Here is a 24,060-nt window from a genome sequence, read left to right on the forward strand (position 1 = left end):
AACACGGACGAACGTCCGGCCGGTCAGCCCTCGACGCCCAGCTTTTCCAGGATCAGCTCGCGCACCCGCGCCGCGTCCGCCTGGCCTCGCGTGGCCTTCATGACCGCGCCGACCAGCGCACCCGCCGCCGCGACCTTGCCGCCGCGGATCTTGTCGGCGATGGCCGCGTTGGCCGCGATCGCCTCGTCCACGGCGGTGCCCAGCGCACCCTCGTCCGAGACGACCTTCAGCCCGCGCGCGGCGACGACCTCGTCCGGGCCGCCCTCGCCCGCGAGGACTCCCTCGATGGTCTGGCGGGCCAGCTTGTCGTTGAGCGAACCCTCCTTGACCAGCGCGCACACCCGGGCGACCTGCGCCGGGGTGATCGGCAGCGCGGTGAGCTCCACACCGTCCTCGTTGGCGCGGCGGGCCAGCTCGCCCATCCACCACTTACGGGCCTGGTCGGCCGGGGCGCCCTCGTCGATGGTGGCGGTGATCAGCTCGATCGCGCCCGCGTTGAGCACCGACTGCATCTCGTGCCGGGACAGCCCCCACTCCTCGCGCAGCCGGTTGCGGCGCACCCGCGGCAGCTCCGGGAGCCCGCCGCGCAGCTCCTCCACCCACGTACGCGCGGGGGCGACCGGCACCAGGTCGGGCTCGGGGAAGTAGCGGTAGTCCTCGGCCTCCTCCTTGACCCGGCCGGAGGTCGTGGAGCCGTCCTCCTCGTGGAAGTGACGGGTCTCCTGGATGATCGTGCCGCCGTCGCCCAGCACCGCGGCATGGCGCTGGATCTCGAAGCGGACCGCGCGCTCGACCGACCGCAGCGAGTTGACGTTCTTGGTCTCGGAGCGGGTGCCGAACTTGTCGGCGCCCTGCGGGCGCAGCGACAGGTTCACATCGCAGCGCATCTGGCCCATCTCCATGCGCGCGTCGGAGACCCCGAGCGACTTGATGAGCTCGCGCAGCTCGGTCACATACGCCTTGGCGACCTCCGGGGCCTTCGCCCCGGCGCCGACGATCGGCTTGGTGACGATCTCGATCAGCGGGATACCGGCCCGGTTGTAGTCGAGGAGGGAGTGCTGGGCGCCGTGGATACGGCCGGTCGCACCACCCACATGGGTGGACTTGCCGGTGTCCTCCTCCATATGGGCGCGCTCGATCTCGACGCGGAAGACCTCACCGTCGACATCGACGTCCAGATAGCCGTTGAAGGCGATCGGCTCGTCGTACTGCGAGGTCTGGAAGTTCTTCGGCATGTCCGGATAGAAGTAGTTCTTCCGGGCGAAGCGGCACCATTCGGCGATCTCGCAGTTGAGCGCGAGCCCGATCTTGATGGCGGACTCGACGCCGATCGCGTTGACCACCGGGAGCGAGCCGGGCATGCCGAGGCAGGTGGGGCAGGTCTGCGTGTTGGGCTCGGCGCCCAGCGCCGTGGAGCACCCGCAGAACATCTTGGTCTTGGTGCCGAGCTCGACGTGCACCTCGAGCCCCATCACGGGGTCGTAGGCGGCCAGGGCGTCCTCGTACGACACCAGTTCAGTGACGGTCACGGAAAACTAACCTCTCAGTCCGCGAGGACGTCGTCGTCGCCCATGCGCTTGAGCTCACGGATGAGCAGGGCGACGCCGGTGACGATGGCGGCGGCCGAGACCACCGCGTCGGCCAGCTGGAGCCTGTCGTTCTCGAATCGGGCCTTCTTGACCTGCTTGGCCACGCTGACCGCGCCGAACAGCGAGGTCGCGATGGACAGGTAGGTGCCGGGCTTGGACTTCTTGAAGCCCTTGGCCTTCTTGATCGCACTCATGGCGTCTCTCCGTTCGCTTCTCCGCCCGCGCGGCGCAGAGGTGCGGCTTCCAACATCATCCGCGGCCCGGCGGCCGCTCGCGCGTCGCTCACAGGGGCGTCTCTCCGTTCGCTTCTCCGCCCGCGCGGCGCAGAGGTGCGGCTTTCAACGTCGTCTGCGGCCCGGCGGCCGCGCGTGCGACGCTCACAGGGTCGGTGCCTCCTCGAGCAGAGGATGGCCCCACTTCTCGGTGAGCGCGGCCTCGACCGCGGCACCGACCTTGTAGAGCCGGTCGTCGGCCATGGCGGGGGCGATGATCTGCAAGCCGACCGGCAGACCGTCCTCCGGCGCCAGACCGCAGGGCAGTGACATGGCCGCGTTCCCCGCGAGGTTGGTGGGAATCGTGCAGAGGTCGGCCAGATACATCGCCATCGGGTCGTCGGCGCGCTCGCCGATCGGGAAGGCGGTGGTCGGGGTGGTCGGCGAGATCAGCACATCGACCCGCCCGAACGCGTTCTCGAAGTCGCGCTTGATCAGCGTACGGACCTTCTGCGCGGAGCCGTAGTACGCGTCGTAGTAGCCGGAGCTGAGCGCGTACGTACCGAGCATGATCCGGCGCTTGACCTCCGCGCCGAAGCCCTCCGCGCGGGTGAGCGCGGTGACCTCCTCCGCGGACCTGGTGCCGTCGTCGCCCACCCGCAGGCCGTAGCGCATGGCGTCGAAGCGGGCCAGGTTGGACGAGCACTCGGACGGTGCGATCAGGTAGTACGCGGCCAGCGCCTTGTCGAAGGAGGGACAGGAGATCTCCTCGATCTCCGCGCCCAGCTCCCGCAGCAGCTCCACCGTCTCGTTGAAGCGCTGCATGACACCGGCCTGGTAGCCCTCGCCCGCGAACTCCTTGACGACGCCGATCCGCATGCCCCGCACACTGCCGTTGCGGGCGGCCTCGACGACGTCCGGGACCGGCTCGTCGATGGAGGTGGAGTCCATCGGGTCGTGCCCGGCGATGACCGCGTGCAGCAGCGCCGCGTCCAGCACGGTCCGGGCGCAGGGTCCGCCCTGGTCGAGCGAGGACGAGAACGCCACCATGCCGTAGCGGGAGACCCCGCCGTACGTCGGCTTGACGCCGACCGTGCCGGTGACGGCGGCCGGCTGGCGGATCGAGCCGCCGGTGTCGGTGCCGATGGCGAGCGGGGCCTGGAAGGAGGCCAGCGAGGCGGAGGAGCCGCCGCCGGAGCCGCCGGGGACCCGGGTGAGGTCCCAGGGGTTGCCGGTGGGGCCGAAGGCGCTGTTCTCGGTGGAGGACCCCATGGCGAACTCGTCCATGTTGGTCTTGCCGAGGACGATCACGTCCGCGTCCCGCAGCCGCTTGGTGACCGTCGCGTCATACGGCGGGATCCACCCTTCGAGGATCTTGGAACCGACCGTGGTCGGGATCCCCTCGGTGGTGAAGATGTCCTTGAGCGCGAGCGGAACCCCGGCCAGCGGGCCGAGCTCCGCACCGCGCTCCCGCTTCTCGTCGACGGCGCGCGCCTGGGCGAGCGCCCCTTCGCGGTCCACGTGCAGGAAGGCGTGCACCTTCTCGTCGACGGCCTCGATACGGGCCAGGTGCGCCTCGGTCACCTCGACGGCGGTGACCTCGCCGGAGGCGATCCTGGCGGCGATCTCGGCCGCGGTGAGCCTGGTCAGGTCGGTCACGGTGGTCACTCCTCCCCCAGGATCTGCGGCACCTTGAAACGCTGCTGCTCCTGGGCCGGGGCGCAGGCCAGCGCCTGCTGTGGGGTCAGGGACGGACGGACCTCGTCCGTCCGCATGACGTTGGTCAGCGGCAGCGGGTGAGAGGTCGGCGGTACGTCTTGGTCGGCGACCTCGGAGACGCGGGCTACCGCGCCGATGATGTCGTCCAGCTGTCCGGCGAAGTGGTCGAGCTCTTCGGCCTTCAGCTCCAGACGCGCCAGCCGGGCGAGGTGGGCGACCTCCTCGCGCGTGATGCCAGGCATGCAGCGAATCCTCAAGGTGAGTGTGGAGTGTTTCGGCCCAATCCTATGGCTCCCCGCACACAGAGCGCGAAAGGCTTTGGCGCACCAGCGTTGTGGGCAATCGTTCCCCGGGGCGGAACGGGTGGGCACAACCCACCCACCGGCCCGCACCCGGCAACGAAACGCCAAGGCACAGCACCGACGCAGCACCGGCGCCGCACCCCTACGTCACGGGCTGATCCGCGTCCTCATCCGCCTCCGCGGAAGCGGATTCGCTCGACGGCTCCGCCGTCTCGCGGTGCCAGCCGCCCTCCCCGCGCGCCCGCAGCCACGCCGTCATCTCCTCCGGCGGCATCGCGGCGGCCACCAGCCAGCCCTGCACCGCGTCGCACCCCAGATCCCGCAGCCGCTCCCAGGTCTCGTCGTCCTCGACGCCTTCCGCCACCACGAGCAGGCCCAGCGAGTGGGCCAGGTCGACCGTGCAGCGGACGATCTCCGCGTCCTCGTTGTCCACGGCCAGCCGGGCCACGAAGGAACGGTCGATCTTGAGCTCGCTCACCGGCAGCCGCCGCAGATGGACCAGCGACGAATAGCCCGTCCCGAAGTCGTCGAGCGACATCTTCACGCCGTGGCCGGTGAGCCCGGCCAGCGTGTCGGCGGCCCGCTGCGGGTCCTCCAGCAGAACGTGCTCGGTTATCTCCAGCTGGAGGGCGAACGCCGGGACCCCGTGCCGGGCCAGCCGCCCGGCGACCGCGCCCGCGAAACCAGGGGTGTGGACATCGCGCGGCGAGACATTGACGGCGACCGGCACCTCGAGGCCGTCGGCGCGCCACCGCGCGACCTGGCCCAGCGCCGTCTCCAGGACGTACTCGGTCAGCCGGGGCATCAGCCCGGAGCTCTCGGCCATCGAGATGAACTCGTCCGGCGGCACCTTCCCCCGGTCCGGGTGCACCCAGCGCACCAGCGCCTCCAGACCCGCCACATGTCCGTCGAAGCCGACCTTGGGCTGGTAGTGCAGCTCGACGTCGCCCGCGTCCAGGGCGCGCCGCAGATCGCCGAGCAGACCGAGCCGGTCGGGCGTGTTGCCGTCCCGGCGCGCCTCGTACAGCTCGACCCCGCTGCGGTCCCGCTTGGCCTGGTACATCGCGACGTCGGCGCGGCGCAGCAGCCCCTCGGCGTCCAGTGCGTGGTCGGGGTAGACGGCGACCCCGGCGCTGGCCTCCAGCACCAGGGTCAGCCCGTCCAGGTCCAGCGGGGAGCCGAGATCGCCGACGAGGACGCGGGCGCTGCGCTGGGCGCTGGTGAGCGAGTCGGTGGTGGGCAGCAGCACCGCGAACTCGTCGCCGCCGAGCCGGGCCACCTCCGCCCCGCGCGGCAGGGCGAGCCGCAGCCGCTCGGCGATCTGGAGCAGCAGCCGGTCACCGGCGAGATGGCCCAAAGTGTCGTTGACCGAACGGAAGCGATCGAGGTCCAGCAGCACCAGCGCGGACCGGGTGCCGGCCCGCTCGGACTCGTCCAGCGCGGTCCAGGTGCGCTCCAGCAGCCACTGGCGGTTGGGCAGCCCGGTGAGCGGATCGCGCAGCTGCTCCTCGGCGCGGACCCGGGCGATCCACAGCGTGGAGTCCAGGGCGACCAGCGGCACCGCGAACAGCGGGAGCAGCAGCGGGGTGTCCCCGGCGACGACCACGATGAGCGGGGCGATGCCGAGGAGCGCGATGCCGACGAGGGCCTGCCGGACGAGGGCGGTGCGGGCGAGGGTGGGCAGTCCGGCGCCGGGCGGGGCGAGGGAGCACCACAACAGGGCGCGGGTCACCGCGAGATAGACGAAGGCGGCCAGGGCCGTCTGGGGGATGGCGGAGACATCCCAGGTGTCGGTGCGCCAGGGGCGCTCGACGGAGGGTGTGGTGCCGAAGGCGGCGAGGGTGAGCGCGGCCGCGCCGACCCCGAGGATGTCGACCGCGCCGTGCAGCACGGCCTGCCGCCAACGGTGCCGGCGGGCGGCGCCGACCAGGACGACCACGGCGAGGCTGACCAGCACGGCCGGAATCCAGCCGTAGAGCAGCAGCGCGGCCAGGGTTAACGCGGCCCCCGAGCCGGTGCCGCCCCACCAGCGGTCGCGGCCGAGGGCGACCAGATGGCCGACGATGATTCCGGTGAGCACGGCGAGCGACCAGCCCACGGTGCCGTCGGGAAAGAGCGCATTGCCCGCGTCGAGCACTCGGAACACTCCGATACCGAGTGCGAAAGCCGCCATGGCGACCGCCGCGGCCGGCAGCGCGGGCAACACGGCCCGGCGCAACCGCGACGCCGGGGCGGCGCTTTCGGTCGGTTTCATACCCGTCCCTCTCACAGCCGGCGGTGCCAGCGCCACGGCGGGCGCACACCTCAACAGTAGGCGGCAGAAGGGGAAGACGGGCAGCGATCGGCGACGGTTCCCCGAATGCCGCCCGACGATCCATGACCTTCTGCTATGCGCTGTAAGGGTGATGCCCTCCTGCTGTGCCCGGGAAGTACTCCCAGTCGTATTCCGGCCAGCTTTGAACCCATTGAGCGGACAAGATGGCCGGAGCGCTGCGCCGGATGGGTGGAGCGGCTACTCCAACCGCCGCTCCACGGGCCATCCGTGCTACTCCCCGGACTCTTCCGGGGAGTCTTCCGCGGCCTCTTCCGGGGGCGTCATCGCAACCTCTCTGGCCGCGTCGGGGCCCTGTTCGAGCAGGACGCCAAATCCGTCCTCATCGAGCACCGGAACCTTCACTTGCATGGCCTTGTCGTACTTCGAGCCCGGATTGTCGCCGACTACCACGAAATCGGTCTTTTTCGAAACCGATCCGGTGACTTTGGCACCACGGCTCTGTAGCGCCTCCTTGGCCCCATCCCGGGTGTACGACTGGAGTGTTCCGGTGACCACGACGGTGAGGCCCTCCAGCGGACGAGGGCCTTCGTCCTCGCCGCCCTCCTCCTCCAGCCGGACCCCGGCCCGCCGCCATTTCTCGACGATCTCGCGGTGCCAGTCGACCGCGAACCACTCCTTGAGCGAGGCGGCGATGGTCGGCCCCACCCCCTCCACGGCCGCCAGCTCCTCCTCGTCGGCCTCGGCGATCCGGTCCAGCGAGCGGAATTCACGGGCCAGCGCGGTGGCGGCCACGGGGCCGACATGACGGATCGAAAGGCCGGTGATGATCCGGGCCAGCGGGCGCTCCTTGGCCGCCTCGATATTGGCCAGCATCGCCAGGGCGTTCTTCTTCGGCTCGCCCTTCTGGGTGGCGAAGAAGGTGACGACCTTCTCCTCACCGGTCTCCGGATCGCGCTTGGGCAGTCCGCTGTCCGGGTCCAGGACATACGACCGAATGGGCAGCAGTTGTTCGATCTTCAGGTCGAAGAGATCGCCCTCGTCCTTCACCGGAGGTTCGGCCGGTTCCAGCGGCTGAGTGAGGGCGGCCGCGGCGACATAGCCCAGGTTCTCGATGTCCAGGGATTTCCGCCCCGCGAGATAGAAAATCCGCTCGCGCAGCTGCGCGGGGCAGGAGCGGCCGTTGGGGCACCGCAGATCGACATCGCCCTCCTTGGCGGGCTGAAGCGGCGTATCGCACTCCGGACAGGTGGCCGGCATCACGAATTCCCGCTCACTGCCGTCCCGCAGATCGACGACCGGGCCCAGGATTTCCGGAATGACATCGCCCGCTTTACGCAGCACCACGGTGTCACCGATCAGCACGCCTTTGGCCTTGACGACATCCTGGTTGTGCAACGTCGCGAATTCGACCTCCGAACCCGCGACCGTGATCGGCTCGACCACCGCATAAGGCGTCACCCGCCCCGTGCGCCCCACACCCACCCGGATATCCACCAGCTTGGTGTTGACCTCCTCGGGCGCGAACTTCCAGGCGATCGCCCAGCGCGGCGCGCGCGAGGTGGAGCCGAGCCGCCCCTGGAGCGGGATCTCGTCCAGCTTGACGACCGCGCCGTCGATCTCATGCTCCACCGAGTGCCGGTGCTCGTTGTCCCCGTAGTACGCGATGTACTCGCGCACGCCCTCGATCGAGTCCACCACCTTGAAGTGGGCGGCGGTGGGCAGCCCCCACTCGTGCAGCAGCTCATACGCCTGCGACAGCCGGTCGATGTCGAAGCCCTCGCGCGCCCCGATGCCGTGCACCACCATGTCCAGCGGCCGGGACGCGGTGACCTTCGGGTCCTTCTGGCGCAGCGAACCCGCCGCCGCGTTCCGCGGGTTGGCGAACGGCGGCTTGCCCGCCTCCACCAGCCCGGCGTTGAGCTCCTCGAACCGCTCACGGGGCAGGAAGACCTCGCCGCGCACCTCCACCAGCGCCGGGACACGGTCGCCCTTCAGCCGGTTGGGGATCTTGGCGATCGTCCGCACATTGGGGGTGATGTCCTCGCCGGTGCGGCCGTCGCCACGGGTCGCGGCGCGGGTCAACCGCCCGTGCTCATAGGTGAGGTTGACCGCGAGGCCGTCCACCTTCAGCTCGCACAGGAAGTGGTACGAGCCGCTGCCCAGCTCCTTGGCGATGCGGTCCGCCCAGGCGGCCAGCTCCTCGTCGTCGAACGCGTTGTCCAGGCTGAGCATCCGCTCGCGGTGCTCGACCTCGGTGAACTCCGTTTCGTACGCCCCCGCGACCTTCTGGGTCGGCGAATCGGGCGTACGGAGCGAGGGATACTCCGCCTCCTGCGCCTCCAGCTCGCGCATCAGCTTGTCGAACTCGGCGTCGCTGATGACCGGCGCGTCCTTCACGTAGTACCGGAAGCGGTGCTCCTCGATCTGCTCAGCGAGCCTGGCATGCCTCTCCCGCGCCTCGGCGGGGACCTTTGACTGCTGTTCGCCGGCCACCGTGTCGTCCTCCCGTTACTCAGGGTTGTCCGCGAGCGATCTCGCCGCCCGGACGCAGTGGGCCAGCGCGGCGCGGGCGTACCCGGGCGACGCGCCCGCGAGCCCGCACGACGGGGTGACCACCACCGACTCCGCGAGAGTCTCCGGTGACAGCCCCAGCCTGCGCCACAGCGTCCTGACACCCCCGACGCTACCGGCAGGGTCCGACAATGGGGCGTCCGTGCCGGGCACCGCGCCGATGAGCAGCGCGGTACCGCCTTCCACCGCCTCCCCGATCGACTCCTCCTCACGCTCCGTGAGCAGCGACAGATCGAAGGAGATCCCTTCCACGCCCGCGCGCCGGAGCAGCCCGAACGGCACGGCAGGGGCGCACGAGTGCACCACCACCGGCCCGCCGGCCGCCTCCACCAGAGTCCGCAGCGCGCCCTCGACCACGCCCCGGTCCACGGCGCCGTGGGTACGGTAGCCACTGGCCGTACGGACGCTCCCGCGCAGCACCGACGTCAGCGACGGCTCGTCGAGCTGGAGCACCACCTCGGCGCCCGGCACCCGGCGGCGCACCTCCGCCAGATGGGCGCGGACCCCCTCGGCCAGCGAGGCCGTGAGGTCCCGGCAGGCGCCCGGGTCGCTCAGCGCCACCTCGCCGCCGCGCAGCTCCAGGGAGGCCGCCAGGGTCCACGGCCCCACGGCCGACACCTTGAGCGCCCCCTGGTACCCCTGGGTGAACTCCTCCAGCGCGTCCAGGTCCTCGCCCAGCCAGGAGCGGGCCCGCCGGGTGTCCCGGCCCGGCCGGTCGCTGATCCGCCAGCCGCTCGGCTCGACATGCGCGTACAGCTCGGCCAGCATCCCGGCGGTGCGCCCGATCATGTCTGCGCCGGGCCCGCGCGCGGGCAGCTCCGGAAGGTACGGGAGGGCCTCGAGCGACCCGGTGACGGTCTTCGCGGCCTCCCGCGCGTCGCCGCCCGGCATCGATCCGACGCCGCTTGCCGCTCCGCGGGGCCATGGGTGGTGGGTTGTGGTCTTCTCGCTCACCAGCGAAAGGGTAAGCGGTCCGCCGGGGTGCCCCGAGATTCCGGGGTGCCCCGCATTGCCGTCGGCCGGCTGCGGCGCCGTCGTGGCTGGTCGCCCACGCGGCGGAGCCGCATATCGACACAGCCGCGGCGGAGCCGCACATCGGCACAGCCCCGCGCCCCTGCGGGGCGCCACCCACCGCAGCCGAGGACAGCTGCTCAGCCGCGCGGGCGCACCTGGAGGTCGGTGATCTCGGCGTCACGCGGCAGATCGAGCACGGTCAGGATGGTCGTGGCCACGGTCTCGGGCGCGATCCAGCGCTCCGCCTCGTACTCCTTGCCCTCCTGCTGGTGCACCTTCACCTGCATCGGAGTGGCCGTACGCCCCGGGTAGACCGTGGTCACCCGTACACCGTTGCCGCTCTCCTCCCAGCGCAGCGCGTCGGCCAGCGCCTTGAGCCCGTGCTTGCTGGCGGCGTACGCGGCCCACTGGGCGTTGGCGCGCAGCCCGGCGCCGGAGTTGACGAAGACGACATGCCCCTGCGCCAGCCGCAGCTGCGGCAGCAGCAGGCGGGTCAGCTCGGCCGGCGACACGAGGTTGGCGGCGAGCTGACGGTTCCACGCCTTCGGGGTCAGCTCACCGACCTCGCCCAGGTCGACCACCCCGGCGATGTGCAGCAGCGAGTCGAGCCGGTCGGGCAGCGCCTGATGGCCCAGCGCCCAGGACAGCCGGTCCGGGTCCCCCAGGTCGCCGACGACCGTCCGCACCCCCGGGAACCGCTCCGCCAGCTCCTTCGCCCGTCCCGCGTCCCGTGCGAGCAGCCACAGCTCCTCGCCGCGCGCGGCCAGCCGCTCGGTGACCGCCGCGCCGATGCCCGAGCCTGCCCCAGTGATCAGATGCGTTCCCATGGTCCCCAGCTTGCCTCACCACCGGACATGTCCCGGCGAAGGTCCCGGCTTGGCGCGATCCCATACCCGAAACCCGTGCGGACTTCCCGCCGGGCGCTCTCATCCTGTAACGGGTGCGGCGCATGCCGTAGCGGGACCAGGGCTCAGACGGACTCCAGGTACGTCATGGCCTCCACCCCGTTCTCCGCGAAGAAGACCAGCTCGCTCAGCGGCCGGGGCAGGAACCCCTCCTGCTCCATCCGCTGGAACTGCTGCTTCAGCCCGTCGTAGAACCCCGCCGCGTTGAGCAGCACCACCGGCTTGATGTGCAGCCCGTGCTTCTTCAGCTCCAGGATCTCGGTGGCCTCGTCCAGGGTCCCCGTCCCGCCGACCATGATCACGACCGCGTCGGCGCGGGCGAGCAGCTGCGCCTTGCGCTCGGCGAGGTCCTTGGCGATCACCATCTCGTCGGCGTTCTCCCGGGCCTTGGCGGCGAGGAACTCCACGGAGATCCCGACCAGCCGCCCGCCGTGCTCCTGCACGCCGTCCGCCATCACCTTCATCAGCCCGACATCGGACCCGCCCCAGACCAGCGTGTGCCCGCCCTTGCCGATCAGCTCGGCGAACTCGCGGGCGGGGGCGGTGTATCGGTCGTCGAGGTCGGCGGCGGAGCAGAAGACACAGATATTCATGCGCGTCACTCTACGAGCCGGGTCGGACACCCCCGCCGCCTCGCGCCACGGTCGCGCCGTGCGGCGGATCTTTCCCCTCCCCGCCCCTTCCCGTAACCAGGGGCTCCGCCCCTGGACCCCGTGGCCCGGGGGCCAAGCCCCTCCCCACGCGGCGCAGCCACATACCGATGCTGCTTTTCGGGGTCTGGGGCGGAGCCCCAGTTTCGGGGAGGGGCGGGGAGGGGAGCAGCCCGCCGCAGGCTCAAGACGCGCCGGGCTCCCCGGACGTCCTGTCGCCATGCCCCGCCTCACCCCTGCCCACCGCGCCGATGTGGGCCAGCACCGCCGCCGCGCCGTCCTCTGCCGCGACGGCTTCGGCGAGGTCGGCCGCCCGGCGGCCGAGGGCGGGGTCGGTCAGGCAGGCCGTGATCGCCGCGCCGAGGGATTCGGCGGTGAGCGCGTCGAGCGGCAGTGGCCGGGGGGCGACTCCGAGGCGGTGCAGCCGTGCCGCCCAGAACGGCTGGTCGGCCATGGCGGGGACCACCACCGCGGGTACCCCGGCGCGCAGTCCGGCCGCGGTGGTGCCCGCCCCGGCGTGGTGGACGACGGCGGCCGTGCGCGGGAACAGCCAGTCGTGCGGGAGGTCGCCGACCGTCAGGACGTCGTCGCCGGACGCCGTCAGCCCGGCCCACCCCGCCTGCACCACCGCACGCACCCCGGCGCGGGCCACCGCCGCCGTCACCAGCTCGCCCAGCCGCTCCCCCTGATCCGGCGCCATGCTGCCGAACCCGATGAACACCGGCGGCGGACCGGCCTGGAGGAAGTCGGTCAGCTCGGCCGGGGGTTGCCAGTCCCGCGGGCGGGCGGGCCACCAGTAGCCGACCACCTCGACCTGGGACGGCCAGTCCGCCGGGCGCGGCACCACCAGCGGACTGAAGCCATGGAGGACCGGCCGGATCTCCGCGTCCGGCTCCGGCGACGCGGTGGCGGGCAGCCCGAGCCGGGCCCTCAGCCGCGTCAGGACCTCTGCCTGGAGCCCCCCGGCCCGCGCCAGCAGCTCCCGGCCCGCGGCCAGGTTGCCCTCCGGCCCGAGGCCGCCGTCTCCGGGCGCGCCGGGCCCTCCAGACTCACCGGGTCCACCGGGCCCTCCAGGCGCACCATGCACGCCAGGCGCACCCGGTCCACCAGCCACACCGGACGCGCCCGGCAGCGGAAACTCCCTCGTGGCGAAGGACGGTGCGAGATAGGTGCCGACGACGGGAACGGCGCACGCCTCGCCCGCCGCCCGGCTGAGGCCCGCCGGGCCGAACGCGGTGAGCACCAGGTCGGTGCCGTCCGCCACGACCCCCACCACCCCGTCGGCGAGCCGGTCCAGGAACGCCGCCGTCACCGCCCGCGCCTCCCCCGGCGATGCCGCCCGGCCCCTGGCGCGGATCAGCTCACGGGGATCGCCCGGCAGCGGCCGGTGGTCGAGACCGCAGCCGCGGACGAGTCCGGCGAAGGGCGCATGGGCGGCCACGGCGACCTCGTGCCCGGCGTCCAGCAGCCGCCGTCCCAGACCGGTGAACGGTGCGACGTCCCCTCGTGAACCGGCGGTCACGATCAGAATCCGCATGTGATGATCCTCCTCGGCGAGTGCCGCCCCGGGCACACTCGGACAACGGCGGTCGCCGCGGACGCTAATGGCTCCTGCGCGGTGGAGGTTCAAGCAGCTGTGACGGGCGGCACACAGGGCGGGGACGCGATGGGCATCGGCGAGCTGGCCGCGCGTACCAAACTGCCGGTGAAGACCATCCGCTACTACTCGGACATCGGGCTGCTGCCCGAGAGCGGACGCAGTCCGGGCGGCCACCGCCGGTACGCCGCGGACGCGCTGCCCAGGCTCCAGCTGATCCAGCGCCTTCGCGCGCTCGGCACACCCATCGCCGCGATCGCCGCGGTCATGGCGGGGGAACGCTCGCTGGACGAGCTGGTCACTCGTGAACTGGACGCGGTGCGGGAGCAGTTGCGTACGCTCACCTGGCGCCGGGCCACGCTGCGCGCGCTGGACGGCTGCCCCGAGCCGGAACGGCTGCGCCGGCTCACCCTCCTCGCCGGGGTGGGCACGCCGGAGGACGCGCATGACCATCTGGTGCGGTACTGGCGCTGGGCGCTCCCGGCCGGTCTGCCGCCCCGCCTGGTCCGGGCCGTCGTCGAGGGCGCGGTGCCCGTGCCCCCTGCCGCCCCGACCACCGCGGCCGTCCTCGCCTACGCCGAGCTCCGCGCCCTGGCCACCTCGGGCGACCGGCGCCGCCAGCCGCAGCCCCACCAGGTGGGCGATGTCGCGTCGTTCTACTCCGGCGTCGTGGACGCCTGCGCACTGGCCGCCGAGGCCCTGGTGACCGGCTGTCCGGATCGGCGCGCCGAAGCGCTCGGGCACTTCGTGGGCGCCTATGCCCGCATCGGCGGGCATGACGACACACCAGCGTTCCGCGCCCGTCTGCGCGCCCTGTTCCGCCGTGGAGCGCACACCGGATCGTTCTCGCTGCGCTATTGGCGGCACGCCCTCGTCGTGACCGGCGAGACCCCGCGCCCTTCCGCCGCCTCCGGCCAGGGACACCTCGCGGCGCCGCTGGCCGCGCTGCACCATCAGGTCGCGGGCCTCCCGTTGGCCGCGGACACCCCATGAGCGCCCCAGGAGCGCCCTGTGAGCGCCCCGGGGGCCGGTGCCGGGCTCGTGGGGCCGTGGGGCCGGTGCCGGACCCCTGGGGCTCCGGCACCGGCCCGCGCGGTTCAGCGGGTGAAGTGGAAGATGCCCCAGGTCACATGGCGGTTTCTGCCGCCCTCGACCCAGTTGCTCAGCCCCTTCTTCATATGGGTGAGGTAGTCGGCGCTGACGTGCTCCGCGAGGCCGTCGGCCTCTTGGCGGCGGGTCTCCTCCAGAACCCGGGCGTAGTGGGTGATCAGATGCTCGCGGTGCTCCTGGAAGCCGCCGCCGACCTCGGTGAAGCCGAGCCGCGCCAGTTCACGGCGGTAGAACTCGGGTGACCCCATGGTCTCCAGATGGATGCGGTCCAGGATGGGGCGGAGGGTTTCGACGGGGCAGCCGTCGGCCGCCATGGGGTCGGTGAAGATGAGATGGCCGCCGGGGCGCAGGACGCGGGCGGCCTCTTCCAGGGGGCGGGCGCGGTTGCCGCTGTGCAGGAACGCGTCCTGCGACCAGACGACGTCCACGCTGTCGTCCGGCAGCGGGATGGACTCGAAGGAGCCGTCCATCACCTCGATGGCCTCGGTCAGCCCCCGTTCGGCGTTGAGCGTGCGGTGGCGTTCGTTCTCCACCTCGCTGAGGTTGAGCGCCATGACGCGGCAGCCGTACGTCTCGGCCAGATAGCGCGCCGAGCCGCCGAAGCCCGCTCCGAGGTCGAGGACGACGGATGACTCCGTCAGGCCCAACTGCCCGGCCATCCGGGCCACGGTGCGCCTGCTGGCCTCGGCGATCGGCTCGTCGGGCCGGTCGTAGATGCCGATGTGGATGTCCTCGCCGCCCCAGACCCGCCAGTAGAAGGCGTCGGCGTCCGCGGAGTTGTAGTAGTCGCGGGCGGTGCCGACGGCGCCCGAATACTCCGCGTTCCCGGTGACCGAACCGACCGGCTTCGGCGCCTCCGTCGTGCGGTATTCCTTCTCCGCGACGTGAATGAAGAAGTCGGGCCGCTCCTCACGGTAGGTGTGCTGGAAGTCGCCGTACGTCTCGATCCGCTGGAAGCCGACCTCCTGCATCAGCCTGCGCGTGTAGTCCTTGCGCAGCGGAAACATGTTGAGGTGGTAGACGGATTCGTCGGGGAAGCTGTAGCGCATGCGCACCAGCCCCTCGTCCACGTACTCCGGTTCGACGGCGACGTCTTCTCCGCAGTAGTAGTACACATGCTTGCTGCTGTACCCGCGATCGAGGATCGCGTCGTAGTTGCGCTGGTCGAGCACGAGGATTCCGTCGTGCTTGAGCATGGCGTAGAACTCCGCGAGCGTCTTGCGCCGGTCGCGCTCGGAGAACAGATGGGTGAAGGAGTTCCCGAGACAGACGATGGCGTCGTACTCGCCATGGGCGTCGCGGTTGAGCCAGCGCCAGTCGGCCTGGACGACGCGGAGGATGTGGTCACCGTGCTTGAGCCCGTTGGAGAATGCCTGGGCGAGCATCTCGGCGCTGCCATCGGCGCTCACGGTCTCGAATCCGGCCTCGAGCAGCCGGACCGAATGGAAGCCGGTCCCCGTGGCCACATCGAGGACCTTCTTGACGCCGCGCTCCCGCAGCAGGTCGATGAAGAACGTACCCTCGCTCTCTGCCCTCCGGTCCCAGTCGATCAGCGAGTCCCACTTTTCGACGAAGCTGGGTACGTACTCCTCTGTGTAGTGATCAGTGTCCCTGACATCAACTGGATTGTCGCCAAATTTCTGTACAGGTTGCGCAGAAATAACGGAACCTCCGGTGCTGAGACAGCGGACCACGGCACCCGTGTCCGCGGGGCGCATTCCCAGATTCCCGGGACGCATGCCACCGGAATGGTCGGACGCACGTTAATTTCAGAGAAACTGATCGCGCCAAACGGAGATCAACCACCCAATCCTGACTTTCGGCTTCTTTCTCACCAAAAGCGGATATCCCCATGAGGTTCCGTGGGGTTTTCCGAGGGCCCCGGGTCTCCTCCGGGGCCCGGAGGAGACGCCGTTACGAGGCGACTGCCTCCGCGCGCTCGGTCGCGGCGATGGTGGCGGAGCCGACGACCCGGGTGTCGTCGTAGAGCACGATCGCCTGCCCCGGTGCCACGCCCCGCACCGGCTCGGTGAAGGTCACCCGCAGCTCGGTTTCCCCGATCCGCTCGGCCGTCACCTCGGTCTCGCCGCCATGGGCGCGCAGCTGGGCGGTGTAGCTGCCGGGGCCCACCGGAGGCGCCCCGCACCAGCGCGGCTTGACGGCGGTGAGGCCGGTGACGTCCAGGGCCTCGACGGGGCCGACCGTGACCGTGTTGTTCACCGGGGAGATGTCCAGGACATAGCGCGGCTTGCCGTCGGGCGCCGGATGGCCGATACGCAGCCCCTTGCGCTGGCCGATCGTGAAGCCGTACGCACCCTCGTGGGTGCCCAGCTTGTGACCGTCCTCGTCCACGATGTCGCCCTCGGCCGTACCGAGGTGCCGGGCGAGGAAGCCCTGGGTGTCGCCGTCGGCGATGAAGCAGATGTCATGGCTGTCGGGCTTCTTGGCGACGGCCAGCCCGCGCCGCTCCGCCTCCGCGCGGATCTCGTCCTTGGTCGTCAGGGTGTCGCCGAGGGGGAACATCGCATGGGCGAGCTGGCGCTCGTCGAGCACGCCGAGGACATAGGACTGGTCCTTGGCCATGTCGCTGGCGCGGTGCAGCTCGCGCGAGCCGTCCGCGCGCTCCACGACGGTGGCGTAGTGCCCGGTGCAGACGGCGTCGAAGCCGAGGGCGAGGGCCTTGTCCAGCAGCGCGGCGAACTTGATCTTCTCGTTGCAGCGCAGACACGGATTGGGGGTGCGGCCCGCCTCGTACTCGGCGATGAAGTCCTCGACCACGTCCTCGCGGAAGCGCTCGGCGAGGTCCCAGACGTAGAACGGGATGCCGATCACATCGGCGGCGCGCCGGGCGTCCCGCGAGTCCTCGATGGTGCAACAGCCGCGGGCGCCGGTCCGGAACGACTGCGGGTTGGCGGAGAGCGCGAGATGGACGCCGGTCACATCGTGGCCCGCCTCGGCCGCCCGCGCGGCGGCGACCGCGGAGTCCACACCGCCGGACATGGCGGCGAGGACGCGCAGCCGTCGGCCGTCGCGGGGACCTGTGGGCGCACCGGGGAAGTCAGTCATAACCCGGCCAGCATAAGTCGCTCCATGTGCAACGGCTAAATGGGTATGCGGAGCGGTCGGCCACCGCCCGCTCAGCTCGCGCGGGCCCGCTCCAGCACCCGCTGGACGAGGTCCAGGGCCTGGTCGGTGTTCTTGCCGAGGTAGATCAGATCGACGAAGGCGTGCTGGACGCCCGCTTCCCGCTCGGCCCGGACCAGGGCCGTCGCGATGTCGTCCACGGAGGCGTCCGCGTTCGGGTTGATCCGCAGGATCGCGTCGAACGCCGCCGGGTCCCGGCCCTCCCGCTCGACCGCCTCCCGCACCCCGGCGAGCTGTCCGGCGAGGGCGGCGATGGGGTCGGGGTCGCCGGGCGCGGCGGGGACGATCGCGACGGGCAGCCAGCCGTCGGCGCGCCGGGCCACCCGGCGCATGGCCGCGGGCGCGAAGGCGCCGAGGTAGACGGGCGGATGGGGGCGGGAGGCCGGTTTGAGGTCGATATGGGAGGCGGGCACGGTCCAGTGCTCGCCGCGGTATTCGACCGGGTTCCGGGTCCACCAGGCGTCCAGGGCGTCAAGGCATTCGTCGAGGCGCCGGCCGCGCTCGGCCATGGGGATGTCGACCGCCTCGTACTCCTCGGGGGACCAGCCGGTGCCGAGTCCCACCAGCAGCCGGCCCGCGCTCAGCAGATCGACGGTGGTGAGGGAGCGGGCGAGTACCGCGGGCGGGTACCAGGGGGCGTTGATGACATTGGTACCGAGCTGGACCCGCTCGGTGGCCGTGGCGGCGGCGGCCAGGACGGTGAAGGGGTCGAGCGAGGCGCGGAATTCCGGCGGGATCACATCGGTGCCCGCATAGCCGACGATCGGGTCCACGGGGGCCAGCAGGCGGTCCCCGACCCACAGGCTGTCGGCGCCGAGCTCCTCGGCCCGGTGTGCGAACCGCGCGATGTCCTCCGGGTGATGGGCGAGCGGCCCGAACTGGGGAAGGGCGAATCCGATGCGCATACCGTCAGCTCCTCGTCGAGCGGATGGACACATTCCAACGGACAGGTTCCAGCGGGGACGTCCCGTCGGGCGAATGGACACGTTCCGGTGAACCCGTTCGACGGTACGGAGCCCCAGAGACAGTTCAACGTTCATCTACCCGGCGGACCAGAGGGCCGCCACCGCGAGCGAAGCGTTCCCGCCATGATCCCCACGGCCGGAACCGTACGGCCTCCCCCGCGCGTTGAGCGTTCCGTGAGCGAGCCCCGTTCCGTGAGCGAGACGACAAGCGAGACGACAAGCGAAACCACGAGCGAGACCACGCCCCCCGGTGGACGCCGCGTCAGCAGGCGCACCCTCCTGGTCGGGGGCTCGGCGGCCGGGCTCGGCGCGGCCGCCGTCGCGGTCTACGCCGCGCGGGACGAGCTGAGCCGGATGTGGTGGCGGCTGCCCGGGATCGACAAGCCCCGCAAGGCGGGCGTGGTCGACCAGCCGGGCGCGGAGTGGATCGCGGCCTCGGGGGCCAACTGGCGGTGGGCCGACCGGCCGGACGACTACGTCATCGACCGGGTGGTGATCCATGTGGTCCAGGGCAGTTACGACGACGCGGTGCGGGTCTTCCGGGACCCCGGACACCGCGCCGCGGCGCACTATGTGGTGCGCCGCGACGGGCATATCGCCCAGATGGTCCGGGAGCTGGATGTGGCGTTCCACGCGGGCAACCGTCCGTACAACGAGCGCAGTATCGGCATCGAGCACGAGGGGTTCGTGAGCGAGCCGCGCTCCTTCACGGACGCGATGTACCGCGCCTCGGCCCGTCTGACCGCGTCGATCTGCGAGCGGTACGGCATACCGCGGGACCGTGAGCACATCGTCGGCCATGTGGAGGTGCCGGGCACCGATCACACCGACCCGGGCCGCCACTGGGACTGGGATCGCTATATACGGCTGGTGCGAGCGGTGCGCGTGCCACAGGCCTCGACATGATGGGCATGGGCCCGGCTCAGGGGCCGAAGACGACGGCGAGCGGACGGCCCGCGCCATCGCCGCTGGTGGGCCTGGTCGCCCGGTCGTCGCCGATGTAGAGCTTCTTACCGGCGTAGATCATGGTGCAGTCCCCGTAGACATCCATGCCGGACTCCGCGTCCTTCATGTCGTCGGGATGGGTCTGGATGGTCTCCATCTCGAAGTTCTCGGGATCGACGCGCACGACCCCGCCGGCCTCGCTGTACATGGAGCCCAGATAGGCGATGAGGGCGCCGTCGTCATCGGTCTGGACGGGGATCAGCGAACGGCTCTCCGCCATCTTCGTCTTCCCGGTCTCCTTGCCGGTCTTCAGGTTCAGGCCGGTGATCCGCTCCCCGGGGCCGCCGTCGTCCACGTCCACCTCCGAGGAGAGGTAGAGGGTGCCGCTCGCCTTGTCGAGGGCGAGTTCGCCGCAGCCCTCCACGCTCGTGGCCGGGCAGTTGGGCTGGTACCCCTTGGCCAGGATGTCGATCGTGCTGAGCAGCTTGCCCTGCTTGCCGCTGTCGTCGATGGTCAGGATGTCGGTGGTGCCCGTCCCGGCGTCCGAGTCGCCGGTGTCGACGCCCACCACGAGCGGCGAGGTCGAGATCACATGCGCGTATTCGACCTTCTCGTCCAGCTTGTAGGAGGAGAGCACGTCGCGGGTCCCGGGATCCACCGTCTGGACCTCCAGGCGCTGCTCGCTGGAGTCCTCGGCGCTGTCGCAGCCGCGGATCGCGACGAGCTTGTCATCGCCGCCCGCGTAGCCGTCGTCGTCGCAGTCCGCGAGGTACGCGGGCTTCCACAGCGGCTTGCCGTCGAGCGACCAGGCTCCCCCGCCGCCGGTGCCGCCCGCGGCGACCGTGCCACCGCCGATGGTGACCTCGTCGAACTGCACCCCGGCGTTGCCCTCGCTGTCCGAGCCCTCCTTCTGCCAGACCAGCTTGCCCTTCTCCAGGTCCACCAGCCCGACCCGGGTGCACAGGGAGTCCTCCCCCGCGCCGTCCCGGAACAGGACCGCGGTCAGGCCCTCCTTGGTCATATGCGGCGAGGCCCAGCAGAGCTGCCCGCCGAGCGGGATCTCCCACCGCGACTTGGCGCCGTCGAGCGAGTAGCCGACGATCTTGTTGACGTCGCCCTTCGCGAAGGTCGTGTCCGTCACCCAGGTGCCCATGGTGTTGGTCTCCTTGCCCACCTTCGGCATGGCGACCTTGCCCAGCGTCTTGGCCTGGGCGCCCTTGGACGACGAGCCCCCGCTCTTCCCGTCGTCATCGCCCCCGGATCCACAGCCGCTCACCAGGGCGGCCGCGAGGACCCCGCCCACGATCAGCTTCAGGGCCGGTTTGGCGCGCCGCCCCCGCGACGGCGCGCGCCGAGCCCCCCGCGGCTGTGCGGGCTGGTGCGGCGACTGGTGGTGCGGTGGCAGCGAAGGCTGCGACATCGATGAACTCCTGGATTTCCCCGTGAAGAAAACCTGTGCGTTTTTCGCGCATGCCAGGTCCGTTGACGGGTAAATCCTTTCCCACGGCTCTCCGGCTTTTCAAGCGGAGATTGGTGTTCCGTAGGTTATGTGAAATGGCCGTCGGAACAATTCGAATTCCGTGATTAGATGGGGCCGGTCCGGGCGGAGCCGTCAGCTGAGCCCCGCCCCGCGCGCCCGCTCCACCGCCGGGCCGATCGCCTCCGCGACGGCCTCCACATCGGCCTTGGTCGAGGTGTGGCCGAACGAGAAGCGCAGGGTGCCACGGGCCAGGTCGGGGTCGCTGCCGGTGGCCAGGACCACATGGCTGGGCTGGGCCACCCCGGCCGTGCAGGCCGAGCCCGTGGAGCATTCGATGCCCTGCGCGTCCAGCAGCAGAAGCAGCGAATCGCCTTCGCAGCCGGGGAAGGAGAAGTGGGCGTTGGCGGGCAGCCGGCCCGCCGGGTCGGGGTCGCCGCCGAGCACCGCGTCGGGCACGGCCGTACGGACGGCGGTGATCAGCGCGTCGCGCAGGGCGCCGATCTCGCGGGCGAACTCCTCGCGGTGCTCGGTGGCGTAGGCGCCGGCGACGGCAAAGGCGGCGATGGCCGGGGTGTCGAGCGTTCCGGAGCGCACCTGGCGCTCCTGGCCGCCGCCGTGCAGCACGGGCACGGGCGTGTGCTCCCGGCCGAGCAGCAGCGCGCCGATGCCGTAGGGGCCGCCTATCTTGTGGCCGCTGACGGTCACCGCGGCGAGCCCCGAGGCGGCGAAGTCGACCTCGAGCTGGCCGAACGCCTGGACCGCGTCGGCATGCAGCGGAATGCCGAATTCGGCGGCGGTGTCGGCGAGTTCGCGGACCGGCTGGACGGTGCCGATCTCGTTGTTGGCCCACATCACGGTGGCGAGGGCGACATCCGAGGGGTCGCGGGCGATCGCCTCGCGCAGCGCCTCGGGGTGCACCCGCCCTACGGAGTCGACCGGCAGCCATTCGACCCGCGCGCCCTCGTGCTCGGCGAGCCAGTCGACCGCGTCGAGCACGGCGTGGTGCTCCACGGGGCTGGCGAGCACCCGGACGCGGGCCGGGTCGGCGTCCCTGCGGGACCAGTAGAGCCCCTTGACCGCGAGATTGTCGGCCTCGGTCCCCCCGGCGGTGAAGACGACCTCGCTCGGGCGGGCGCCCAGCGAGGCGGCCAGGGATTCACGAGCCTCCTCGACGGTACGGCGGGCACGCCGGCCGGCGGCGTGCAGCGAGGATGCGTTGCCCGTGACGGCGAGCTGGGCGGTCATCGCCCGCACCGCCTCCGGGAGCATCGGGGTGGTGGCGGCGTGGTCGAGATAAACCATGGTGGCCTCGATTCTACGAGGCCATCGAGGGGGTGCGTACCAGGTGCGCGTGCCCAGTGCGGATGCGCGGGGCTCCCCCACCGCCCATTCGTGCCGCTTTGCCGTAACCCCTCGACAGAGACTGTAAGGAGTGTCTACGGTTTCACTCATGACAGATGCTGAGTGGACCCTGGATCGCACCTACCGCGGCTCCTCCGGCGAGGTCCGCTGGGCCGCGCTCGGCGCACCGGACGCACCGCCGGTCGTGCTGCTGCACGGCACGCCGTTCTCGTCGTACGTATGGCGGGGCGTCGCCCGTGCGCTGGCCGAGCGGCATCGGGTGTTCGTCTGGGACATGCCGGGTTATGGGGCCTCCGAGAAGCGGGCCGACCAGGATGTCTCGCTGGCCGCCCAGGGCCGGGTCTTCGGTGAGCTGCTGGAGGAGTGGGGGCTGACCGGGGCCGGGGCGGAACCGGCCGTCGTCGCCCATGACTTCGGCGGTTGTGTCGCGCTGCGGGCGCATCTGCTGCACGGTGCGCGCTATCGCCGGCTGGCGCTGGTGGACGTGGTCGCGCTGGCGCCCTGGGGGTCGCCCGCGTATCGGCTGCTCGGCGGGCACCATGAGGTCTTCGAGCGGCTGCCCGGGGGGCTGCATCGGGCGCTGGTGCAGGAGTACGTGGGCTCCGCGAGCGCGGTGGGGCTGGGGAACGGGGTGCTGGAGCGGCTGGTGGGGCCGTGGTGCGGGGAGGCGGGGCAGCCCGCGTTCTATCGGCAGATCGCGCAGAACGATCAGCGGTTCACGGATGAGATCGAGGACCGCTATGGCGAGATCCGCTTGCCCGTACTGGTCTGCTGGGGGGCGGATGACTCATGGATCCCGGTCGAGCGGGGGCGGGAGCTTGCCGCTCGGATTCCGGGGGCCCGGTTTCGGCTGATCGAGGGCGCGGGGCACCTGGTGCAAGAGGATGCGCCCGCGGAGCTGGCGGTCTCGTTGAGCGGTTTTCTCACCTGAGATTTCGTGGGCGGGTGCGGACCGGTGGGTGGGCACAACCTAGCTTCTGATCCTCAACAGCTTCGCGGCCAGAAGGCCGATGTGGTGGCGCCAGGCTTTTTGGGCTTCGGCGCGTTCCGCCTCGGCGGCCGCCGGGCCGGTCTGCGTGAGGATGAGGCGGGCGCCGTGGCCGGTGCCCTCGGTGAGCTCCCAGCGGACCGTCCCAGCGGGGCGGCCGCCGCGCTCCCACTCGTAGGCGAGCACCCGGGGCGGCCGCGCCTCGGTGATCGGGCCCGCCGGGACCGCGTCCGTACGGAAGCCGAAGGGGACCGGTGCCCCGGCGGCCGGTTCGGGGGTGTCGGCGACGGGGCCGGCGAGCGCCCGCCATACGGTCTCGGCGGGGCGGACCAGCTGGCGTTCGAAGCGCAGCCGCCAGCCGCCGTCCTCGGTGGTCTCCACCGTCCCCTCGGCGAGCCCGAACGCCTCGACGTACTGCTCGTGCAGCTCGGCCATGTCGCCGTGGGCGATCTCCTCGCCGCCGAGCAGGGCCGCGAGCCCGGTGATGCAGGCGTGCCAGCCGGAGGCGAAGCTGGCCGCGCCGAAGCGGTCGCCGAAGGTGTGGGTGAGGGTCAGCACACAGCCGTCGCCCTCGGGGCGCAGCTCCCAGCGGAGCTCGTCCTCGCCCCAGGTGAAGGCGAAGACATGGGGCGGGTCGAGCTCGGTGATGACGCCGTCCATGTCGGGGGCCTCGCGGCCGGGGAAGACGAAGCCCATCCGGCCCCCGGGCTTCAGCTCGATCCGGACCTCGGAGGGGAACCAGTGGGCGAGCTGGGCGGGCTCGGTCAGCGCACGCCACACCTTCTCCGGGGGATGGGCGAGCCGGCGCTCCAGGCGCAGGGCCGAGCGGCCGCCACCGGTCTGGGCAAGGGTGTCTTTCATGGCGCTTCTCCGTCGGGTGCGTCGGGTTCGCCGGTCGCGGCGGGCGGCTCCGGCATCGTGTCCAGGTGTCGTTCGAGCGCGTCGAGACGGTCGGTCCACAGCCGACGGTACGGCGCGAGCCAGGCGTCCACCTCGCGGAGCGGCTCCGGGCAGAGCTCGTACCAGCGGCGCTGGGCGTCCCGGCGGACCCGCACCAGACCGGCCTCGCGCAGCACCCGCAGATGCTTGGAGGTGCCCGGCTGGGTGAGCCCCAGGTGCTCGGTCAGCTCACCGACCAGGCGGGGCCGCTCCAGCAGGAGGTCCAGGATCTGCCGTCGGCTCGGCTCGGCGAGCACATCGAACGGTATGGCCATGACCTCAACATAACGCCA

20 protein-coding genes are annotated in these 24,060 nt (G+C 71.4%); 3 read left to right on the forward strand and 17 right to left on the reverse strand.

The annotated features are described in order from the left end of the window. Nucleotides 1–23: 23 nt before the first annotated feature. The 10 genes from gatB to AB0E24_RS00500 all read right to left on the reverse strand — a co-directional run bounded on the left by gatB (nucleotide 24) and on the right by AB0E24_RS00500 (nucleotide 12,774). A complete protein-coding gene (gatB, locus tag AB0E24_RS00455) occupies nucleotides 24–1,529 on the reverse strand; it encodes an Asp-tRNA(Asn)/Glu-tRNA(Gln) amidotransferase subunit GatB (RefSeq protein WP_099015045.1) in 1,506 nt (501 codons plus the stop codon). A 14-nt stretch (nucleotides 1,530–1,543) separates the two neighbouring features. Further along, entirely contained in the window at nucleotides 1,544–1,783 is a 240-nt protein-coding gene (locus AB0E24_RS00460; protein WP_069866573.1) for a hypothetical protein, read from the reverse strand. Nucleotides 1,784–1,966: 183 nt separating this feature from the next. Further along, nucleotides 1,967–3,460: an Asp-tRNA(Asn)/Glu-tRNA(Gln) amidotransferase subunit GatA gene (gatA, locus tag AB0E24_RS00465; RefSeq protein WP_079260681.1), complete on the reverse strand. Its 1,494-nt coding sequence runs from the start codon at nucleotides 3,458–3,460 to the stop codon at nucleotides 1,967–1,969. Nucleotides 3,461–3,465: 5 nt separating this feature from the next. Further along, nucleotides 3,466–3,762, reverse strand: a complete 297-nt coding sequence (gatC, locus tag AB0E24_RS00470; RefSeq protein WP_069866575.1) for an Asp-tRNA(Asn)/Glu-tRNA(Gln) amidotransferase subunit GatC — start codon at nucleotides 3,760–3,762, stop codon at nucleotides 3,466–3,468. A gap of 202 nt (nucleotides 3,763–3,964) precedes the next feature. Next, nucleotides 3,965–6,076 (reverse strand): putative bifunctional diguanylate cyclase/phosphodiesterase, encoded by a 2,112-nt coding sequence (locus AB0E24_RS00475; RefSeq protein WP_069866577.1) that lies wholly within the window; start codon nucleotides 6,074–6,076, stop codon nucleotides 3,965–3,967. A 291-nt stretch (nucleotides 6,077–6,367) separates the two neighbouring features. Beyond that, nucleotides 6,368–8,590 (reverse strand): NAD-dependent DNA ligase LigA, encoded by a 2,223-nt coding sequence (gene ligA / locus AB0E24_RS00480; protein ID WP_069866579.1) that lies wholly within the window; start codon nucleotides 8,588–8,590, stop codon nucleotides 6,368–6,370. A gap of 15 nt (nucleotides 8,591–8,605) precedes the next feature. After that, complete coding sequence (locus AB0E24_RS00485; RefSeq protein ID WP_087684298.1) at nucleotides 8,606–9,559, reverse strand: methionine synthase; 954 nt, start codon at nucleotides 9,557–9,559, stop codon at nucleotides 8,606–8,608. A 260-nt stretch (nucleotides 9,560–9,819) separates the two neighbouring features. Next, on the reverse strand, nucleotides 9,820–10,509 hold the full coding sequence (locus AB0E24_RS00490) for an SDR family oxidoreductase (protein WP_069866583.1): 690 nt from the start codon (nucleotides 10,507–10,509) through the stop codon (nucleotides 9,820–9,822). A 143-nt stretch (nucleotides 10,510–10,652) separates the two neighbouring features. Then, entirely contained in the window at nucleotides 10,653–11,180 is a 528-nt protein-coding gene (locus AB0E24_RS00495) for an LOG family protein (RefSeq protein ID WP_079259081.1), read from the reverse strand. A gap of 241 nt (nucleotides 11,181–11,421) precedes the next feature. Then, the gene (locus tag AB0E24_RS00500) at nucleotides 11,422–12,774 is read right to left on the reverse strand and encodes a glycosyltransferase (protein WP_283884035.1); all 1,353 of its coding nucleotides are present in this window, start codon (nucleotides 12,772–12,774) and stop codon (nucleotides 11,422–11,424) included. Nucleotides 12,775–12,873: 99 nt separating this feature from the next. Here AB0E24_RS00500 and AB0E24_RS00505 point away from each other — a divergent pair, with 99 nt between their 5' ends. Continuing rightward, nucleotides 12,874–13,827, forward strand: coding sequence for a helix-turn-helix domain-containing protein (locus AB0E24_RS00505; RefSeq protein WP_359374038.1), 954 nt, complete (start codon nucleotides 12,874–12,876; stop codon nucleotides 13,825–13,827). A gap of 104 nt (nucleotides 13,828–13,931) precedes the next feature. On the opposite strand, the gene AB0E24_RS00510 is transcribed toward AB0E24_RS00505, so the two are convergent. The 3 genes from AB0E24_RS00510 to AB0E24_RS00520 all read right to left on the reverse strand — a co-directional run bounded on the left by AB0E24_RS00510 (nucleotide 13,932) and on the right by AB0E24_RS00520 (nucleotide 17,993). After that, on the reverse strand, nucleotides 13,932–15,662 hold the full coding sequence (locus tag AB0E24_RS00510) for a glycine/sarcosine N-methyltransferase (RefSeq protein ID WP_232564728.1): 1,731 nt from the start codon (nucleotides 15,660–15,662) through the stop codon (nucleotides 13,932–13,934). A 196-nt stretch (nucleotides 15,663–15,858) separates the two neighbouring features. Next, a complete protein-coding gene (gene mnmA, locus AB0E24_RS00515) occupies nucleotides 15,859–17,010 on the reverse strand; it encodes a tRNA 2-thiouridine(34) synthase MnmA (protein ID WP_102937214.1) in 1,152 nt (383 codons plus the stop codon). 71 nt (nucleotides 17,011–17,081) lie between these two features. Further along, complete coding sequence (locus tag AB0E24_RS00520) at nucleotides 17,082–17,993, reverse strand: TIGR03619 family F420-dependent LLM class oxidoreductase (protein WP_102937215.1); 912 nt, start codon at nucleotides 17,991–17,993, stop codon at nucleotides 17,082–17,084. Nucleotides 17,994–18,176: 183 nt separating this feature from the next. Between AB0E24_RS00520 and AB0E24_RS00525 the strand changes: the two genes are divergently transcribed. Then, nucleotides 18,177–18,959 carry an N-acetylmuramoyl-L-alanine amidase gene (locus AB0E24_RS00525; protein ID WP_359374041.1) on the forward strand — a complete coding sequence of 261 codons (783 nt, stop codon included), beginning with the start codon at nucleotides 18,177–18,179 and terminating at the stop codon, nucleotides 18,957–18,959. A 16-nt stretch (nucleotides 18,960–18,975) separates the two neighbouring features. Here AB0E24_RS00525 and AB0E24_RS00530 read toward each other — a convergent pair whose 3' ends face one another. Then, a complete protein-coding gene (locus AB0E24_RS00530; RefSeq protein ID WP_359374044.1) occupies nucleotides 18,976–20,418 on the reverse strand; it encodes a hypothetical protein in 1,443 nt (480 codons plus the stop codon). Between the two features lie 192 nt (nucleotides 20,419–20,610). After that, nucleotides 20,611–21,780, reverse strand: a complete 1,170-nt coding sequence (locus AB0E24_RS00535; protein WP_079259078.1) for a cysteine desulfurase family protein — start codon at nucleotides 21,778–21,780, stop codon at nucleotides 20,611–20,613. Nucleotides 21,781–21,928: 148 nt separating this feature from the next. On the opposite strand from AB0E24_RS00535, the gene AB0E24_RS00540 reads away from it, so the two are divergent. Continuing rightward, nucleotides 21,929–22,771 (forward strand): alpha/beta fold hydrolase, encoded by an 843-nt coding sequence (locus AB0E24_RS00540; protein WP_359374048.1) that lies wholly within the window; start codon nucleotides 21,929–21,931, stop codon nucleotides 22,769–22,771. A gap of 39 nt (nucleotides 22,772–22,810) precedes the next feature. Here the strand turns inward: AB0E24_RS00540 and AB0E24_RS00545 are convergent, their stop codons facing one another. Both AB0E24_RS00545 and AB0E24_RS00550 read right to left on the reverse strand, forming a co-directional pair. After that, nucleotides 22,811–23,689 (reverse strand): SRPBCC family protein, encoded by an 879-nt coding sequence (locus tag AB0E24_RS00545; protein ID WP_359374051.1) that lies wholly within the window; start codon nucleotides 23,687–23,689, stop codon nucleotides 22,811–22,813. Then, nucleotides 23,686–24,042: an ArsR/SmtB family transcription factor gene (locus tag AB0E24_RS00550; protein WP_069866600.1), complete on the reverse strand. Its 357-nt coding sequence runs from the start codon at nucleotides 24,040–24,042 to the stop codon at nucleotides 23,686–23,688. Before AB0E24_RS00550 ends, AB0E24_RS00545 begins: the two co-directional genes overlap by 4 nt. Nucleotides 24,043–24,060 lie beyond the last annotated feature (18 nt).

It is taken from the genome of Streptomyces malaysiensis subsp. malaysiensis, assembly GCF_040653035.1.
GTDB lineage: Bacteria > Actinomycetota > Actinomycetes > Streptomycetales > Streptomycetaceae > Streptomyces > Streptomyces malaysiensis.